Raw genomic sequence first — 18,830 nt, forward strand, 5'->3', positions numbered from 1 at the left:
AAAAGGTTCTTTCATAATAGAAGCGAATAGATTGAGAGAGGAGGGATTGTATGGAAGTCGTCATAAAAAAGAAACGAAATAGGGGAAAAAGAATTTTTATTTGGTCTAGTAGTATCGTTCTTTTTTTGTTTATTTGCGCTATGATTTTTTTGAACATATATACGCTGAGATCTATGCCAAAGATAGATGGAACGATAAAGCTAGAGGATATACAACATGCTGTTACGGTGAAGCGGGATGGTAAAGGTGTACCGCATATTAAAGCAGAAAATGCGCATGATTTATATTTCTCGCAAGGGTATGTACAAGCGCAAGATCGTTTGTTCCAAATGGATTTAAGTAGAAGGCAAGCTTCTGGAATGTTAAGTGAAGTTGTTGGAGAAGCAGCTGTTGATCGAGATAAGTTGTTTCGAACGCTCGGTTTACGGCGAGCAGCAAAAGCGTCTGTTAGTCAATATGACGGAGAAGCGAAATATGCCCTGCAGTCATTTGCTGATGGAGTGAACGCTTTTATACGTGAGGCAAAAGAGGAAAAGAGATTGCCGGTTGAGTTTACTTTATTAGGCTATGAGCCTGCTGAATGGTCAATCGTGGATTCTTTGACGATTGGAAAGTATATGGCGTTTGATTTAGGAGGACATTGGCACGGACAGGCGTTTCGATATTGGGCGCTGAAAAATCTTTCGAAAGAGCAAGCAAATGAGTTATTTCCTACATATCCGAAAGATGCACCTAGATTGCTAGCTGAATTGAAAAATACAAATGTGGACGTAGCACAAAGTTTTTCAAAGACAGTTATTCCACCAGAGTTTAACGGTAGTAATAACTGGGTTGTGAGTGGTGAAAAGAGTGTATCTGGTAAGCCGATTTTAGCGGATGATCCTCATTTATCTCTTGCGACACCTTCCATATGGTATCAATCGAAACTTGAAATGAAAGACTTACATGTGAGTGGCGTTATTTTCGCGGGAGTGCCAGGTGTTATATTAGGCCACAATGACAAAATAGCATGGGGCGTTACGAATACAGGTCCTGATGTGCAAGATTTATATATTGAAAAGAGAAATCCTACTAATGAAAATGAATTTCTGTATAACGATAAATGGGAAAAAGCTACAGTTGTTGATGAATCTATTAAAGTAAAAGGCGGGAAAACAATTCCGTATAACGTGACGGTTACGAGGCATGGTCCAGTCATTTCAGAGTTTGCAGATAAAGGGAAAGAGAAAACGAAAACAGTATTCGCTTTGAAATGGACTGCTTTAGAGCCATCAGCTGAATTAAAGGCTGTATTAAATATGAATAAAGCGAAAGACTGGAATGAGTTTGAAACTGCTCTTCAAGATTTTCATACACCAACTCAAAACTTTGTGTTTGCATCAAATGACGGAACCATTGCTTACAAAGCGAATGGAAATATACCAATACGTAAAAAAGGCGATGGTAGTTTGCCAGTTCCGGGGTGGACAGACGAATATGAATGGGAAGGGTATATTCCGTTTGATCAGCTACCGAAAGTAATAAATCCAAAACAAGGGTTTATTTCAACTGCAAATAATAAAATTGTTGATGATAATTATCCGTACCATATTAGTAATACGTGGGCGCAGCCATATAGGCAAATGCGTATTCAAGAGTTTTTGCAAGAGAAGGAAAAGTATACGGTGAAAGATTTAGAAGAGTTACAGATGGATCAAAAAAATTTATATGGGAAAGAATTTGCTCCTATATTTTTAAAAGAGTTAAATAAAGCATCTTTAAATGAAGTAGAGAAAGAAGGCGTAAAACAATTAACAAAGTGGAATTTTTACGATAGTAAAGATGAAGCGGCACCATTAATATTCCATTTGTTAATGAAAGAGATTTCGAATACTTTATTTTCAAAAGAAATACCGAAAGATGTGATGGAGTTATTTGAAGGGAAGTCACAAGTTGTTGATGAATTGATTCGAAAAGAAGTAGCAGGAGAAAATAGCGCTTGGTTTACGAAGTACGGAGGGTTCACGAAAGTTGTGCATACATCGTACGAGAATGTAATGAAAAAATTACAGAAGGAATATGGGCCCGATGTTGCGGAGTGGAAGTGGGGCGATTACCATCAACTTGCTTTTACACATCCAATTTCGAGATCATCTAGTATGTTAGCATTACTTGCATTTAATCGTGAGAAACCAGTTCCAATTGGCGGAAGCCAAGTTACCGTTCAAGCTGCGAGTTATGGAGATAACGGTATTGTAAATCACGGAGCTTCTTGGCGATTCGTGATTGATACTAAAGATATGTCAAACGGTTATCATATCGTAGGGCCAGGACAATCAGGAAACTTTAGAAGCGATTGGTATCATGATCAAATAGATGATTGGGTAAATGGTGAGTATCATACGACTACACTGAATACGGATGGAATAGAGGGGAAAGTGTTAAATTTACAGCCGCGATAATGTTAGAAGAGACTCTTACTTTAAGTAGGGGTCTCTTTTTTTATTTACCTTACTATTTTTAGGGGGATTATATGGATACCACTTTTATTAATGGAAATGTATTTAATTTTTTCTGGAATATATGTGAAATATTGTATAAAATAATCAAGAAAACCAAAAATTATGGGGGAAAGTTATGAAAAAAAATAAGAGTTTAATAAGTTTTTTAGGAGTGTGTATCATGTTGTTTTCTTTTTGTTTCCAGGGAAATATACAGGCGGATGTAAATACTGTTCAATCTGGAAAAATAAAATCAGGAAACGTAACGGTATGGGAAGTAGGCAATGTAGCGAAAGTGTTAGCAGATGTAGAGCGCTTGAATTTAAATACGGTGAATGTACCTATTCAAGTAGATATTTCGGATGTGAATTCGGCTAATATGGTAATTAATCAGGCGCAAAAGAAACAAGCTATTATTTTAATTCAAGAATTATTAAAGCGTAATATACAAGTTATATTGGAGCCGTTTCCGTTTATTCAGCAAGGAAATATTGGAGAAACAGAGTGGAACCCTAGTAATATTAACGATTTCTTCTGGAATTGGAAAACGGTTGTTTTACAAGATATTTTTAATTCCATTACAAGTAAGTACAATATTTATGGGCTGAAAATCGCTTCTAATTTCGTGAATATGGAATATGCAGAAGGATATTGGAATGATACGATTAATTTTGTTCGCCAGCAGTATAAAGGAAATGTTTTGTATCAAATGAACTGGTGGTTAACTGCAAGTTGGGATCCTTCTTTTGAGGCGGAATTTAAAGAGAAAATAAATCGCCCGTATTTAAAAAAGGTGGACATTGTAAGTATTGATAGTTGGTTTGAAGTTTCAGGAAAAAGAAATCCATCATACGAAGAAGTAAAACAAAGCTTATTTGCGACGACAGTATACAATCGTGGCCAAAATGTCGTTCAGCAACTTGAGACATTACATAAAACAACTGGAAAGCCAGTTTATTTTGGTGGATTTAATGTGCCAGCACGTGAACTTGGACTACAAAGCCCGTGGAACCCAGATGTTACGAATGTGTTTTCGAAAGATGTACAACTTAACGGGTGGCGTGCTTACCGAGATGTATTAGAAGCGAAGCCATATTTTAAAGGTTTTTCAATTTGGTTTATCGGATCTAATGATAGTAATCATTCATATCAAATACATAGTAAAGAAGCAGAGACAGTTATTAATGGCTGGTATCGAAAATAAATTTTATAAAATAGGTAAGTTTTAGAATCTATTACATATATTTTAGTGAAAGGCCTTTCACCATCTTATCACCTAGGGGGCAATCATAATGAAATTTTTGTCATACCTTACAGTAATTTTGGTGATTCTTGGCGGTTTGAATTGGTTGTTTGTGGCGTTAGATTATAATGTAGTTGAGAAATGGTTTGGTTCTATGCCGGCGCTTGTGGATACTATTTATTGGCTCTTTGGTCTTTCAGCTATTTATCAAATTTTCGATCGGTTCTTTACGAGTAAGTAGCTATTATACTTAATTACTAGAGTGTTAAGTACGATTATGTACTTAACACTTTTTTGTATGTTTATAAAAAGCAGGGTGCACATGCAAGCGATTCCATTGCGTCTTGCACCGTAATAACGGAAAACAAATTGACCGTGTATTGTATATAGGTTATAATTCAGAAAGTTTAAAAAATAATAAAAATGAGAAATAGGGAGGTTATCTGGGTGATGGAGAGAGTGTATAATTTTTCAGCAGGACCATCTATACTCCCTTTGCCAGTTTTAGAGAAAGTGCAAAAGGAGCTTGTAAATTATAACGGGACAGGCATGTCTGTTATGGAAATGAGCCATAGATCTTCTTATTTCCAAAGTATTATTGATGAAGCAAGTAGCTTACTTCGTGAATTAATGAACATTCCTGATGAGTATGAAGTTTTATTTTTACAGGGCGGTGCGTCATTACAATTTTCTATGATACCGTTAAATTTAATGAGTACGTATAAAAAAGCTGGGTACGTACTGACAGGTTCATGGTCTAAAAAGGCGCTGCAAGAAGCCGGAAAAGTAGGAGAAGTACAAGTGATTGCTTCTTCTGAAAAAGAGAAGTTTACTACGATTCCTAAAATGGATGATTTACCAAATGATGAAGAACTAGATTATGTACATATTACAACGAACAATACAATTGAGGGGACAAAATATGTGGATATTCCACATTTAGAAAGAGTGCCGCTCGTTGCGGATATGTCCTCAAATATTTTATCAGAACAATATGATGTTACGAAGTTTGGTCTCATATATGCGGGTGCGCAAAAGAATTTAGGGCCAGCGGGTTTAACGATTGTAATTATAAAAAGAGATTTAATTGGCAGTGCAAATAGTGCTTGTCCTACGATGTTAAACTATGAAACTTACAGTAAAAATAACTCCCTATATAATACACCGCCATCCTTTAGTATTTATGTGGCGAAACTTGTACTAGAGTGGTTGAAAGAACAAGGCGGGGTATCTGCGATTGAAGAACAAAATAGAATGAAATCTTCACTTCTTTACAATTTTTTAGATGAATCTAAATTGTTTACTTCACCAGTTGACCCTACGTATCGATCACTTATGAATATTCCGTTTACAACACCGTCAGAAGAGCTTAACAATCAGTTTTTACAAAAAGCGAAAGAACGCGGTTTCGTTACGCTAAAGGGACATCGCTCAGTAGGTGGTATGCGTGCAAGTATTTACAATGCGATGCCAGTGGAAGGTGTTGGGCAATTAGTAGCTTATATGAAGGAATTTGAGCTTGAAAATAGATAGGGAGATGGGGATATGTTTCGTGTTCAGACGTTAAATCAAATTGCGGAAAAGGGTTTGCAAATTTTTGATGGGAAGCGCTATGAAATTGGAGACAAAGTAGGTCATCCTGACGGTATTTTACTTCGCAGCTATTCTTTACATCAAGAAGAGTTTTCAGAGGATTTAAAGGCAATTGCAAGAGCTGGTGCCGGTGTAAATAATATTCCTGTTGAGCGTTGTACGGAAAAAGGGATTGTAGTATTTAATACGCCAGGGGCTAATGCGAATGCAGTGAAGGAACTTATTATCGCAAGCCTTATTATGTCTTCCCGTAATATTATAAACGGAGTGAGCTGGACGAAAGAGTTGGATGGAGAAGAAGTACCACAGCTTGTTGAAGCTGGGAAGAAGCAATTCGTTGGGTCAGAAATTGCAGGGAAACGTTTAGGTGTTATCGGTCTTGGCGCAATCGGTGCTTTAGTTGCGAACGATGCGTTAGCTTTAGGGATGGACGTTGTCGGATACGATCCGTATATATCTGTTGAAACAGCATGGCGTCTTTCTACGCAAGTACAAAGAGCGTTTAGCTTAGATGAAATTTTTGCAACTTGTGATTATATTACACTGCATATTCCACTTACGAATCAAACGAAGGGGATTGTTGGTGAACACGCTATAGAGACGATGAAAAAAGGAATGCGTCTATTCAATTTCTCAAGAGGAGAACTTGTAGATGAAAATGCTCTTCAAAAAGCGTTAGAAGAAGATATTATTACACATTACGTAACAGATTTCCCGAATGAAAATGTTATAAAGATGAAAAATGTAACAGCAACGCCTCACCTCGGTGCATCTACGTCTGAATCTGAAGAAAATTGTGCAGTAATGGCTGCACGTCAATTACGTGAATATTTAGAGACAGGTAATATTCGTAATTCAGTAAACTATCCAAACGTAGAGCTTCCGTACATTGGAAAAAAACGAATTACAATTATGCATCAAAACGTTCCGAACATGGTAGGACAAATTACAGGATGCTTAGCAGAACATCATATTAATATTGCGGATATGATTAATCGTAGTAAACATTCTTGGGCGTACACAATGATTGATATTGATAACGGAATTGATGATATAATGAAAGAGAATATTGTGGAAAATATAAGTAAAATCACAGGTGTTGTAGCTGTTCGAATGATTGTGTAAAGGAGAGAGAAACTTGGCAAAAATCCGACCGTTTCGGGCCATCCGTCCAGTAGAAGAAAAAGCAGTGCAAGTGGCCGCTTTACCTTACGATGTATTAAATAGTGAAGAAGCAAGAGAAGTTGTAAAAGGGAATCCATATTCTTTCTTACACGTTGATAAAGCCGAAATTGATTTAGATCCAGCACTTTCACCGTACGATGATCGCGTATATGAAAAAGCGGGTGAAAATTTAAAGCAATTTATACAAGAAGAAGTGTTCGTTCAAGATGAGGAGCCAGCGCTTTACATTTATGAACTGACGATGCAAGGAAGAACACAGTCAGGCCTTGTCGTTTGTACATCGATTGACGAGTATGAAGATGATACAATTAAAAAACATGAAAGAACGCGTCATGAAAAAGAACTTGATCGTATTCGCCACGTAGATGTGTGTGACGCAAATACGGGGCCAATCTTTTTAACGTATCGTACAAAAGAAGAGGTGAAACGTTTCATTGCAAGCTGGAAAGAAGAACATGCGCCAATCTATAAATTTACAGCAGAAGATGGTGTGGAGCATGTTGCGTGGAAGATTGCAGATGAAGAAGTAATTGCAAATTTAGTAAACGCATTTGAAGATATTCCTAGTCTTTACATTGCAGATGGACATCACCGCTCTGCATCAGCTGCAAAAGTAGGGCTAATGCGAAGAGAACAATATCCGAATTACACAGGAGAAGAGGAATTCAATTTCTTCCTATCTGTTTTATTCCCTCATGATGAATTATCAATTTGGGACTATAACCGGGTTGTGAAAGATTTAAATGGTTTATCAGTCGAGCAGTTTTTAAAGCAAATTACGCAGTACTTCTATGTAGAAGAAGCAAATGGTTCTCCGTATAAACCAAATGAACCAAAATCATTTGGCATGTATGTAAACGAGAAGTGGTATAAGCTCACTGTGAAAGAGGAAACGTTTGATGCGAATGATCTCGTTAAAGGTTTAGATGTATCTATTCTGCAAGATCATTTATTAAGCCAAGTACTTGAAATACATGATCCACGATCTGATTCACGCATTGATTTTGTCGGAGGAATCCGCGGATTAGAAGAATTAGAACGCCTTGTAAATAGCGGTGAATATAAAGCAGCGTTTTCATTATATCCGACATCAATGGAAGCTTTATTATCAATCGCAGACGCAGGGGAAGTTATGCCGCCAAAATCAACGTGGTTTGAACCGAAACTGCGCAGTGGGTTGTTTGTTCATTCGCTAAAGTAAATATAGACTTCTACAGTTTGGAAAAACCGAAATGATTTTTAATTTCGGTTTTTCTTTTGTAACAAATGGAACGTCAGTTTAATTAATTGTGGACTGTTTTTGAGGAGGGGTATCGATGAAATTGCAAGTAGGCGAAAAAATCACCTTTGAGCGAACTTTTACAAAAGAAGATGTTGTTTTATTTACAGAAGTATCTAAAGATGAAGGTGTTCATCATGTTACACCAGATGAGCAGGGGAGATTTGTTGTACAAGGGCTGTTAACATCAACGCTGCCTACAAAAATTGGCGGTGACTATAACGTACTAGCTCGCAAGATGGATTTTGAATTTTTACGTCCTGTTTTTAGCGGTGATACAATTCGTTGTGACGTAACTATTGAACAGTTTGAACCCGATGAAAAACATCGTACAAAAATTATTGCGATGTTTATATGTAGGAACCAACTTGAAAAAGAAGTTATGAAGGGGAGTTTTTCGGGAATTATTCTTTAGTAAGTAGGAAAAGTAATGAATAGGTGGGGGCCATGTCTCTCGGGCTTAGATTTTAATTCCCCCCATAATTAAAATTTTACACATTGCTGAATACTGATAATAAGACGTTATGTAATATACTCTGTTCTTTTCTTAACTAATAGAAGAATAGTTGAATAAGCTCGTCAACAAAAAAAGGACATTCCTAGTATTACAAGAAATGTCCTTTCCACTAAATTATAGGGTATTTTGCTGAAATTCAAACTCTAAAATCAGTTTACTAGTTTGACCTGTAAACTGATAAGTATAGGACCCTCTCAGATTTTCTAAGTTACCAGTAGCTTTAATAATTGTTCCTGGGGAATCTAGATTTCCTTTATCAAATATTCCTTGCTCTATAGCTGTAAATGTCCCTTGTTGCCCCTTATAAATTCCTTCAAAGTGTAAAAACCCAGAAATTTTAGCAGTAGCCAAGTGACCATCATTTATATTTGAGTCTAAATAATATAATAAGTATTCAACAAAAGCTTTTCCTTTTAATTCACCATCAATATCATATTCAACATGGGCAATATTAATAGGGAAATCTTTTCTAGTATCATCGATTAGTTTTTCATCCCATTTACTTACTGTAAATGTTACTTCCATAAACGTAATCTCCCTCCAATTATATACTTTTAAAAAGTATCAATTCACAGTCATATCTCATAGGAGTGATTTTATTTATTGGGGTCCTTTCATGTCGCTATCAAGCTAACCAAAATAAAATACTCTCTAAAATGAAAAAACACGCTATTTTTTCTGTAGGATCAGGAAAATGGCTATACTTATTTAAAGTTTTCCTTTATTCCACGCCATTCTCTAAAATAGAGAAAGACCCATTTTCACAATCAATTTCTGCCATCGCACCGTAAGGTAAAATAAACTTCGGCTCGGTATGGCCAAAATTTAAATTATAAAGAATCGGCAAATCTTCTAAGTTATGTTCTTTCATAACTTTCAGTATTTCGTGTTTATATTCTTCATAATACATTTCGTCTTTTGGTTTACCAAAAATGATGCCTTTTGCTTTTTGCAGAATGCCTTGCGCTGCGTAATTTCGTAACCAATACTTTATATAACTTGGTTCTGGATGATCTTCAGAGGTTTCAAAGAAAAGGATACTATTCGCCCAATGTTTTTTCTCAGGCCAAAGTTCCGTTCCTTTTGCAAATTCCAATACTTCTATACAGCCACCAATTAAGCGTCCTTGTACGGTAGTAGAGCCTTGAAGTAGTTCATAGCCATTGTTTTGTTGCATCGTACGCCTTGTATCTTTATTTACCTCTATCCATTCTAAACGCTCACTTGTCCATTCAGGAGCGGGTTGAATCTCGCCAATATTCTCATTTGAAAAGAGAGTCCGATTTACCATTTCAACTGTATATGGATCCATCTCTACATTTTCGGCAAAATCAGTTAAAATGGCTGGACCGTAAAAAGAGGAAATTCCTGCTTTATGACAAAACAAGTGTGAAACGGTAACGTCAGAGTACCCCATAAAAATTTTCGGATTTTCGCGTATAACATTAAAATCTATATAAGGAAGTAAACGGATGCTATCTTCACCGCCAATATTCGTAATAATTCCTTTAATACGAGTATCTTTAAATGCTGTCATTAAATCTTCCGCACGAGCTTGTGGGTTGTTGTAAAGGTATTCGCTACCTTTTAAACTATTTGGCATTGGGACAACCTTAAGACCGAAGACGTCTTCTAATCTTTTTACTCCTTGCTCATATCGCCATCTTAGCTTAGAATCACCAGCACCTCCCCATGAAGAACTTACTGTCGCCACAATATCTCCTGGCTGTAATCTTTTTGGTTTCATTAACATGTTAACTCCGCTCCTACATAATGTAATGGACTACGATTATACAAACTGTAGCATTGAAAAAATATGATGCATCACATTAGTTTCTTCATCATCAATCCGTTTACCTGCTGGTATTCAAGAATTCAGTCTTAGTGTTGAATTGTATTTGAGAATTACAGTATGCAACATTGCATGAGAAAGAGGGTTGCTATTTTCTGCAATCTGTAACTGTAATGATTATAAGTTGGTCGTATTCAATCCGAAAAATAAAATCATCATGAATGGAGAGGTTACAGCTTTTCCTGAACAAGAAAGCTATCGCCTTTAGGCACTTGGGATGAAAGTGAGATTGGATGCGGAGTGTCACTAAAAATCGCAACGTTCGTGGTACTTTAAGTGTCTGAGGTATAGGTAGTTTCTTCGGTTTTTTTGTTGGGATTTTTAGGGGAGTATTCTTTAATTATTAGATAGAGAGGTAAAATAAAAATACACCTAATTACTAGGTGTATTTTTTAGACTTGAAAACCACATATGTATTGGGAATTTCTCTCGGGTAGAGTGTATCACAATAGAAATCATGTATATACATAATATTCGTTACATCAAATGGTTTCCTTGTAAATATATGAAAATGGTAAACAAAATAGATTTCAAGTTGGGTAACTTAAATACCTGTACCATGTTCAGAATTAGCAGGAGCGCCGCCAGTATTGCCATGAGATTCAACTTTTGGAGCAGGGAAATGTGCATGCCCTTCTTGTTTAGGAGCCCCACCAGTGTCACCGATGTTTAATGCAGGAGCGCCGCCAGTATGGCCCTCAGAAAAAGAAGGAGCTGGTGGAGACGGGAAGTGAGTATGTCCAGCTTGATTTGTGAAACCTGCGTTTAAGCCAAATGCAGCAATACCCGTAAATACAATACCTACAGCGATTTTACCAATTGTTTTTTTCATTTCTTTAACCCTCTTTCATTTGATTTTTTTGCTATTGTACTATTAAAGAAGTATAAACTTGCTTCTTCATGTTGTTGTTTGTTATAAAACGCAAGAGCTAGTTTTTCAAGATACTCAGAAACATAGATATATAAAGATTCTTTATTGAAGTATTCAATTCCTTCTAAAACAATCGGTTCAATTTTGTTTAATTCAGTTTGATTCGTGAAAGCTTCTAATATAGCAAAGTGATGTTTGTGCTCTTCATTACCAAGTTCAGAAATAAGTTGTTTCCCTATTTTAATGTAGTGGTTTGCTTTGTCGATAAGTCCTAATTTTTCATGTTCTTGTGCAAGTAAGAATATAGCTTTGTAGTGAGATGGGATTTTTTCAACAACTTGTGTCAAGTGACGGATCGCTTCTTCAGAAAGATTCTGGCTAGCATATAGATGACCTAGATTACCGCGCACATACAGTTGTAATGATTCTTCATTTAATTTTTGGAGAATATCTAACGCTTTGTTATAGCTTTCCTCAGCTTGTTCAAAATGTCCTACGTCTACATAAGAAGCACCAAGTACACTTAAACAGGATGAAATATTTCTTTCACATCCGTGTTGCGTTTCAAAAAATTCTAATGCTTTAGAAGCATTTACAATCGCAAAACTTGGTTGTTGTTGGTGACAATGATAAGCAGCGTATCGGTAATAGAAATCAGCTTGTTCAATTTGACTGTGTCCGGATAAAAGTGCCTGTGCTTTTAAGAAATATTCTTCTGCTTCTTGATAATGATTAATTGCTGCAAAATGAACCGCTTTATAATAATGATATAGATAAGATAAATGTTTATCTTCTGGTTTTTCTTGGTCTTCTATGATTTGAAAACTATCTTTCGTGATTGATAGTCCATCTGTCAGAGCTGTATGTCGGAACTGGAGTAATGCGTAATATAAGTAATAAAGTGGAAATGTTTCTGTTTCTTTCAAAAGCATTTCTTCATGTTCTTTTTTAGCTTCTTGAAACTGAATTTGTGCTTCCTTAACATTTTGCGTTAAGATTGCATGGTACCAAGCTTCTAAATGTTTTGTTGTATACGTATGTCCCTTTAATGAAATGTTCATATTAGCCCCCTTGTATATTTTTCTATATAATTGTAACTATAAGGGTAACACAATAAAAAGTAATTATATGGAATTCTCTCTTGATAAATAATATTCTGAATTTTTAAATCTTGTAAAACCTGTCAATCCTTGTGTTTTTATAGTGTTGTCCATGTTTTTTGGGGGAAAGGGATCACAATTGACTATAGAATCTTAATAAAATGATGTCACATGCACAGTACTAAAATAAAAGTTGAGAAAGTATGCATGAGGTGTCAATAGGATGAAAAAATATCCCCCTAGCTACATAGTTAGGGGGTTTGTGTTAAATAGTTTCACCGTGAGCTTCTAATTTCGGAGCAGGAAGATCCCCATGTCCCTCTAATTTCGGAGCAGGAAGATCAGCATGGCTCTCTTGTTTCGGGGCAGGGAAATCGCCATGTCCCTCTAATTTTGGGGCAGGAAAATCAGCATGGCTCTCAAGTTTCGGAGCCGGCGTATCACCACCATTGAAAGCAGGAGCGCCAGTATTACCATGCGTTTCTAACGTAGGAGAAAAAAAGTCAGCGTGACTCTCTTGTTTAGGAGCCATTCCTTCTCCATGAGTATTCGTGTAGGCAGGGGAAACCCCACCGTCGCCTTTATTATAAGCAGGAGCGCCACCGTGGTCACCAATGCTTACTGATTTCGGAGCCCAAGTGTCCCCTTTATTATATGATGAAATAGGGGGTCTTCCATGATCATAAGCAGGAGCCCATGAATCTCCATGTGAATTTAATTTAGGAGCAGGGAAATCAGCATGACTCTCTTGTTTAGGAGCAGGAGTATCCCCATGTGCAGCCTTTACAACTCCGCCATCCCCAATATTTACACCAAAAAGACCAAAGCTGAATACCGATAACCCTACAACAGCTGTACTAATTTTTCTTTTCAATCTATATCTCTCCTTTTGCTATGGTTTTCCATTTTGTCTAAACGTGGTAGATAAAATGAAATAAATCGTAAAAAATCACCAATTATATTACGATATACGAATAATTCTGTGTAATATTTTGTAAAACCTCCTTGAAATTTGAATTTTATGAAAATAAAATTCGACATAGTTCATTTTTCAATTCGTTGAATAGATTTTGATTGAGTTTTTATAAAGTTATTCGCTAACTTTAGGACCGAAAGCGGCTCTTAATTTCTTTATACCGTGCCCATAAGGTTATTTTAGCTTTGAATTAAATTAACTATTATAATTCGAGAATTTAGTCCTCTTGCTGTATATTTAAAATTTACTGTATGCAACATTGCATAAGAAAGATGGTTGCTATTTTATATAACCTGTAACTATAATAGTTACAGGTTGGTCGTATCCAATCAAAAAATATAATCATCATGAATGGAGAGGTTACATATGGGTATGAAAAAAATAATTTTAGCAGGTGCTTTAGGGATCGCAGCATTATCAGGAACGAATTTACCAGGATTAGAACTATCAAAAGCGAGTGCCGCTTCTATTGAATCGAATTTCTCGACGTTAGAAGGGCGAGTAGTAGAAGTAGATAACGGTGTAATTGTCGTAAAATCTAAGCAATATGAGGAGCCTGTAAGTGTATATATAGATTCCCTTTCAAATGTGAAAGTAGGGGATGAGGTTAAAGCTACTGGATCTATGATGCGTAATTTTACTGAATATATGATTGCAAATACAGTTGAAAATACGTCAAATAAATTAGGTATGCACATGAAAGAAGATGGTTCTCCTGATTATGTAATTGGGGAAGTATCAAAAGTAGGAACGATGGAAGATGAAGGAGATAGTTCTACTAAATATGTCGTAGTTGAGTATCCATCGCTAAACGGGAAAAAAGATATTATTGATGTTTTCTTAACGAAGGAACAAGTATTTAATACAGGTGAGAAAGTAAAAATTGATATGAAGTATGTAGGATGGGGCGGAATTTCTATTAACTACAACACAACGGATCATATCGAAAAAGTTCATGAAGTAAAGAGCAACGTTGAAAATAATGAGGATGTATGGATCTGGTCTTAATAAGGCGAGTATAAGTCGTTATTTGCAATTTACTCCAAACAATAAATGTAAAAACTAAATGTATCATGCAGTACCCATCGAATGATCATATGTATGACAATTCGATGGGTACTTTTTTGTTTTATGTTTTTTTGAGAATAACGGATTTCCGATTAGAATATGATGTTAATACTGGAGCGAAGGTGAAAAAAACAATATGGAAAGAGGTATTTAAGGGTGGAGCAAGATGAGGTTTATTTAAGAGCTAAAAAAAGGGTAGAGAATTTACAAGCGTTTTATATTCATTTAACGGTTTATATACTAGTGAACTTAATGCTTTTTATTATAAATATAAGCTCTGATTCAAGTAAATTATGGTTTTTATATCCACTTGCAGGTTGGGGGATCGGTATCGTTATACACGGTTTGACAACTTTTCCAGTTGGGATATTCGGAAAAGAGTGGGAAGAACGAAAGATTAAAGAATATATGGAGAAAGATAAGTAAATTTATTTCTGGAATGTATGAATATAAATCTCTTTGATCAAATGTTTGATGCGAAGTCTATTCTATAGCTTCGCCTATTTGTTTTGTATTCGAAGTTTGTGCGAGTGAGTGTTCCTATTCATTTTTTTAGCATCAACTGCATGTGAAATCAAAACTTTACTTGTAGTACATAATAAATAATGTTGTTTTACTGTTTTAATTACATGTGGATATAGGATGAAGTTGATTTATTACCCTATATTAAAATAAAAATAAACCACTGTTCGATTTGAATATTCCACGATATAATGGTGAGAGTTTATGACAGAATAAATATTTACATAAGAAGTGAGGTACTGTATGAAAAAAAGAACGACAGACATTATTTTTATTATTATTGGTGCATTTCTTTTTGCGTTAGGTGTCAATTTGTTTGTTATCCCGAACGAGTTTGGTGAGGGCGGGGTAACAGGTATCACGATTATTACGTACTATTTATTTGAGTGGTCACCAGGCTTAGTCAACTTAATTTTAAATGCAATATTGTTAATAGCCGGTTATAAATTTTTAAACAAGATCACAACAATTTATACGATTATTGCTGTAGTTACGAATTCGCTATTCCTTCATTTGACAGAAGGTTGGACGATTACTTCGGATGAAATGCTTGTAAATGCCATTTTCGGAGGAATATTTATTGGGTGCGGGATTGGTCTTATTATTCGTGTTGGCGGAACAACAGCAGGTACTACCATCTTAGCAAGGATGACGCATAAATATTTAGGATGGAGCATTAGCTATGGTTTACTGTTCTTCGATTTAATTGTTGCGTTTTCATCTTATTTCATCATTGGTGCAGAAAAACTGATGATAACAATTATTATGCTATATGTAGCAACGAAAGTGATGGAGTTTGTAATTGAAGGTTTAAATCCGAAGAAAGCCATTACGATTATTTCTGATAACCCGAATGAAATTGCCGGGAAGGTAACTACCTTAATGGGCAGAGGGGTTACCGTGTATTCAGGTCATGGCTATTACACGAAAACGCCGAAGGAAATTCTTTATATTGTTATTAATAAGCAAGAAGTAGTGAAGCTAAAACGGATTGTTCAAACTACGGATCCGGCTGCGTTCATCGCTATACACGATGTTCGTGATGTGTTCGGAGAAGGATTTGTTGATATTTCTAAAGCTTAGTAAGAGTAGAAATTGTTTTTATTAAAATAATCTTAATACTAAAACGAAAGAATCTATTTTGAATAATTTTTTTCAAAATAGATTCTTTTTATTTATCTTAAAATGTTGGCTTGTAGCGTATTATGTATCAACTCTTATTCAAAAAAACTAATAGCAGTTTGTTTTTCTTTTTCTTGCAAAAAGTACAATTGTTTCTTAATGTAAGAATGTAGAAGGATGAACAAGAGAGGGTTTAATGAAGATGATACATATTTTATTAGCTGATGATGATAAACATATTAGAGAGTTATTGCATTACCATTTACAAAAAGAGGGCTTTAAAGTTTTTGAAGCGGAAGATGGAAAGGTAGCGCAAGGCGTTTTAGAGAAAGAAAATATTCATCTTGCGATAGTAGACATTATGATGCCGTTTGTTGATGGCTATACGTTATGCGAAGAAATCCGGAAGTATCATGATATACCTGTTATTTTATTAACTGCAAAAGATCAGCTAGTCGATAAAGAAAAAGGATTCATTTCTGGTACGGACGATTATATTGTAAAACCATTTGAACCAGCTGAAGTAATTTTCCGTATGAAAGCTTTATTGCGCCGTTATCAAATGCTTAGCGCTGATATTATTACATTACACGGGACGATAATTGACCGAAAAGGGTTTGAAGTGAAGTGTAACGGTCAGACGATTTTGCTTCCATTAAAGGAATTTGAATTATTATCACAACTTGCTAGTTATCCTGGTAGAACATTTTCGAGAGAAGAATTAATTGAATTAGTGTGGGGAATGGATTTTGAAGGAGATGAACGAACAGTTGACGTTCATGTGAAGCGACTGAGAGATCGTTTTTCAAAACGAACAGATGATTTTCAAATTACGACAGTACGCGGACTCGGTTATAAGTTGGAGTTGAAATAAAATGAAATCACTATATTCTAGATTTGTTTTTATGACAGTCGGTATTATGCTTCTTAGTAGTATTATCGGTTTTTTATTAACGAACGTATATTATCAAGTGAAGTTAAAACCGTACAATAGTGAAAAGATTTTAATGTATGCTAAAGAAGTGAAATCATTATATGAAAAGCAAAGTGAAGAGAATAAAGAGGCATACTTACAGTCTATTGCGAAGTTAGGGTATGAAATTTATATTGTAGATGACGAAAATCATGGAAAGCGTATTGGGAATGCGTTTCGTAAGATAACAATTAGTGATGATACCGTTCATAAAGTATTGCAAGGTGAGACGTTTAATGGCGTTTCCACATATCCAACGCGCCTCTTTATTACAGGATTTTTCGATAATGAATTAATTAATAGTGTCGGTGTACCGCTAAAACACGATGATAAACAGTACGCTTTATTCATTCGCCCTGACATTCAGCAACAGTTTGGCGAGATGAGAATTTTCTTAGCGGTATTACTTGGGTTTATCGTTTTATTAAGTATTATTTTTATAGCGATTGCAGCAGGTTATATCGTTCGTCCTATTCGAACATTTACGAAAGCGACTCAAAAGATTGCAAGTGGTGAATATGATATCGAATTAGATGAAAATCGAAAAGATGAAATTGGTACACTAGCGACTAATTTTCAAAAGATGACAAAGAGCATTAAAGAATTAGACCAAATGAGACAAGAGTTCGTTTCTAACGTTTCTCATGAATTCCAATCTCCACTTTCTTCGATACAAGGTTTTTCGAAAACATTACAATCGGAGAATATGAGTGAAGAGGAAAGAAAACGTTACTTGAAAATTATTGAGGGTGAAAGTAAGCGGATGTCTAGTTTATGTAAACAGTTACTTACGCTTGCTTCATTAGATAAAGAAGAGAAGGTTTTACAGATAAAAGAATTCAATCTGCAGAAGCAAATTAAAGACGTCATTTTTATGCTCGAATGGAAATGGCGTGAAAAAGATATAGCTGTTGAATTTGATGTACCGGACATATCTATAGAAGGTGATGAAAACCTACTACATCAAGTATGGAGTAATATTTTTACGAATAGCATTAAGTTTTCAAACGATGGCGGGACGATTGAATTTGTTGTAGAAGAATTAGAATCCGGTATTGTCATTTCTATATCAGATAACGGAATTGGTATGGAACAAGAAGAAATGGATCGTATATTTGATCGTTTTTACAAAGTAGACACAGCAAGGGCAAGAAACGTAGAAGGAAGCGGCTTAGGATTATCTATCGTGCAGAAAATTGTTGAACTGCATCAAGGAAACGTTTCAGTTTATAGCACGAAAGGGGAAGGGACGACTGTTCGGGTTGAGCTTCCTAAATAGATGGAAAGGAAGAGGCTGTTTTTAGAACAGCCTCTTCTTATTTTTGTCAATTGGTCAATATATTATCACTTACGTGTAAATTGATAAAAAGTTGTTTGAAAAAATGCGAGTCATTCTATTTCACAATTGGGTCAGTTTGTGGAATAAGATTAGCAGGAAGTTTATTTAAAAATGTAGAATCTCTACAGAGTTATAAGGATTTTATTGAAACTTTAACTATTTAGGGAGGCGATTACTTTGAAACGAATTGACTTGTTTTTAAACGGACTAGATTCCACATTCGATAAAGAGAGTTGGTATGCACCGTTTAAACATGCTATAGAAGGACTTACAGCCGAACAGGCTATCTGGAAACCATATGGAGAGGCAACTAAAACCATTTGGGAGAACGTTAATCATCTCATTTATTACAAAGAGAGACTTGCTGCAAACTTGGAAGACCGTGAATGGATACATAATCTCGACGGTGATGAAACCTTTTATCTTACCAATCAATCTAATGATGATAAGGAATGGAAGAAAGTCGTTGAACGTTGTGAAAATGCCCAACGTAATTTAAGACAGGCATTGAGTGCAATTTCCGAAAAAGAGCTTGAGCAAAATTCACTTGAGGGGAAATTACTGGACATTATGCTTCATGATGCTTATCATACAGGTCAAATTATTCAATTAAGGAAAATGCAGGGGTCTTGGCCATCAAATCGATAATTGAACGTTTTAGTTGGTGCTATTGTTATATTTTTAGTGAAGTATTTTTCATTCAAAATTAA

At 35.5% G+C, this 18,830-nt stretch carries 18 protein-coding genes; 13 read left to right on the forward strand and 5 right to left on the reverse strand.

The window, feature by feature from the left end:
* The first annotated feature begins 50 nt into the window (after nucleotides 1-50).
* The 7 genes from BG05_RS15780 (at nucleotide 51) to BG05_RS15810 (ending at nucleotide 8,195) form a co-directional block, all read left to right on the forward strand.
* Nucleotides 51-2,441 carry a penicillin acylase family protein gene (locus BG05_RS15780; protein WP_016127272.1) on the forward strand — a complete coding sequence of 797 codons (2,391 nt, stop codon included), beginning with the start codon at nucleotides 51-53 and terminating at the stop codon, nucleotides 2,439-2,441.
* A gap of 175 nt (nucleotides 2,442-2,616) precedes the next feature.
* Entirely contained in the window at nucleotides 2,617-3,684 is a 1,068-nt protein-coding gene (locus tag BG05_RS15785) for a glycoside hydrolase family 113 (RefSeq protein WP_016127271.1), read from the forward strand.
* An 88-nt stretch (nucleotides 3,685-3,772) separates the two neighbouring features.
* On the forward strand, nucleotides 3,773-3,964 hold the full coding sequence (locus BG05_RS15790) for a DUF378 domain-containing protein (protein WP_002084566.1): 192 nt from the start codon (nucleotides 3,773-3,775) through the stop codon (nucleotides 3,962-3,964).
* A gap of 209 nt (nucleotides 3,965-4,173) precedes the next feature.
* Entirely contained in the window at nucleotides 4,174-5,256 is a 1,083-nt protein-coding gene (serC, locus tag BG05_RS15795) for a 3-phosphoserine/phosphohydroxythreonine transaminase (RefSeq protein WP_002013754.1), read from the forward strand.
* A 12-nt stretch (nucleotides 5,257-5,268) separates the two neighbouring features.
* On the forward strand, nucleotides 5,269-6,441 hold the full coding sequence (locus tag BG05_RS15800) for a 3-phosphoglycerate dehydrogenase family protein (RefSeq protein ID WP_003190338.1): 1,173 nt from the start codon (nucleotides 5,269-5,271) through the stop codon (nucleotides 6,439-6,441).
* Between the two features lie 13 nt (nucleotides 6,442-6,454).
* On the forward strand, nucleotides 6,455-7,702 hold the full coding sequence (locus tag BG05_RS15805; protein WP_003190340.1) for a DUF1015 domain-containing protein: 1,248 nt from the start codon (nucleotides 6,455-6,457) through the stop codon (nucleotides 7,700-7,702).
* Between the two features lie 115 nt (nucleotides 7,703-7,817).
* The gene (locus BG05_RS15810; protein WP_002033079.1) at nucleotides 7,818-8,195 is read left to right on the forward strand and encodes a hotdog family protein; all 378 of its coding nucleotides are present in this window, start codon (nucleotides 7,818-7,820) and stop codon (nucleotides 8,193-8,195) included.
* A gap of 216 nt (nucleotides 8,196-8,411) precedes the next feature.
* On the opposite strand, the gene BG05_RS15815 is transcribed toward BG05_RS15810, so the two are convergent.
* The 5 genes from BG05_RS15815 to BG05_RS15835 form a co-directional block, all read right to left on the reverse strand.
* Nucleotides 8,412-8,822, reverse strand: a complete 411-nt coding sequence (locus BG05_RS15815; RefSeq protein WP_003190343.1) for a DUF3224 domain-containing protein — start codon at nucleotides 8,820-8,822, stop codon at nucleotides 8,412-8,414.
* Nucleotides 8,823-9,018: 196 nt separating this feature from the next.
* On the reverse strand, nucleotides 9,019-10,050 hold the full coding sequence (locus BG05_RS15820) for a S66 family peptidase (RefSeq protein WP_003190345.1): 1,032 nt from the start codon (nucleotides 10,048-10,050) through the stop codon (nucleotides 9,019-9,021).
* A 643-nt stretch (nucleotides 10,051-10,693) separates the two neighbouring features.
* The gene (locus tag BG05_RS15825; protein WP_016127268.1) at nucleotides 10,694-10,981 is read right to left on the reverse strand and encodes a hypothetical protein; all 288 of its coding nucleotides are present in this window, start codon (nucleotides 10,979-10,981) and stop codon (nucleotides 10,694-10,696) included.
* Nucleotides 10,978-12,081, reverse strand: a complete 1,104-nt coding sequence (locus BG05_RS15830; RefSeq protein WP_003190346.1) for a tetratricopeptide repeat protein — start codon at nucleotides 12,079-12,081, stop codon at nucleotides 10,978-10,980. Before BG05_RS15830 ends, BG05_RS15825 begins: the two co-directional genes overlap by 4 nt.
* Nucleotides 12,082-12,385: 304 nt before the next feature.
* The gene (locus tag BG05_RS15835) at nucleotides 12,386-12,994 is read right to left on the reverse strand and encodes a hypothetical protein (RefSeq protein WP_003190349.1); all 609 of its coding nucleotides are present in this window, start codon (nucleotides 12,992-12,994) and stop codon (nucleotides 12,386-12,388) included.
* Nucleotides 12,995-13,462: 468 nt separating this feature from the next.
* Between BG05_RS15835 and BG05_RS15840 the strand changes: the two genes are divergently transcribed.
* From BG05_RS15840 to BG05_RS15865, 6 genes are all read left to right on the forward strand, one after another.
* Nucleotides 13,463-14,104, forward strand: coding sequence for a F0F1 ATP synthase subunit alpha (locus BG05_RS15840; protein ID WP_003190350.1), 642 nt, complete (start codon nucleotides 13,463-13,465; stop codon nucleotides 14,102-14,104).
* A 216-nt stretch (nucleotides 14,105-14,320) separates the two neighbouring features.
* Nucleotides 14,321-14,590: a 2TM domain-containing protein gene (locus tag BG05_RS15845; protein WP_002033083.1), complete on the forward strand. Its 270-nt coding sequence runs from the start codon at nucleotides 14,321-14,323 to the stop codon at nucleotides 14,588-14,590.
* A gap of 339 nt (nucleotides 14,591-14,929) precedes the next feature.
* Nucleotides 14,930-15,769, forward strand: coding sequence for a YitT family protein (locus tag BG05_RS15850; RefSeq protein ID WP_003190353.1), 840 nt, complete (start codon nucleotides 14,930-14,932; stop codon nucleotides 15,767-15,769).
* A gap of 235 nt (nucleotides 15,770-16,004) precedes the next feature.
* On the forward strand, nucleotides 16,005-16,682 hold the full coding sequence (locus tag BG05_RS15855) for a response regulator transcription factor (RefSeq protein ID WP_002013739.1): 678 nt from the start codon (nucleotides 16,005-16,007) through the stop codon (nucleotides 16,680-16,682).
* A 1-nt stretch (nucleotide 16,683) separates the two neighbouring features.
* On the forward strand, nucleotides 16,684-18,060 hold the full coding sequence (locus BG05_RS15860) for a sensor histidine kinase (RefSeq protein WP_016127266.1): 1,377 nt from the start codon (nucleotides 16,684-16,686) through the stop codon (nucleotides 18,058-18,060).
* 237 nt (nucleotides 18,061-18,297) lie between these two features.
* Nucleotides 18,298-18,768 (forward strand): DinB family protein, encoded by a 471-nt coding sequence (locus BG05_RS15865; protein WP_002128104.1) that lies wholly within the window; start codon nucleotides 18,298-18,300, stop codon nucleotides 18,766-18,768.
* Nucleotides 18,769-18,830: the final 62 nt, after the last annotated feature.

The organism is Bacillus mycoides (genome assembly GCF_000832605.1).
GTDB lineage: Bacteria > Bacillota > Bacilli > Bacillales > Bacillaceae_G > Bacillus_A > Bacillus_A mycoides.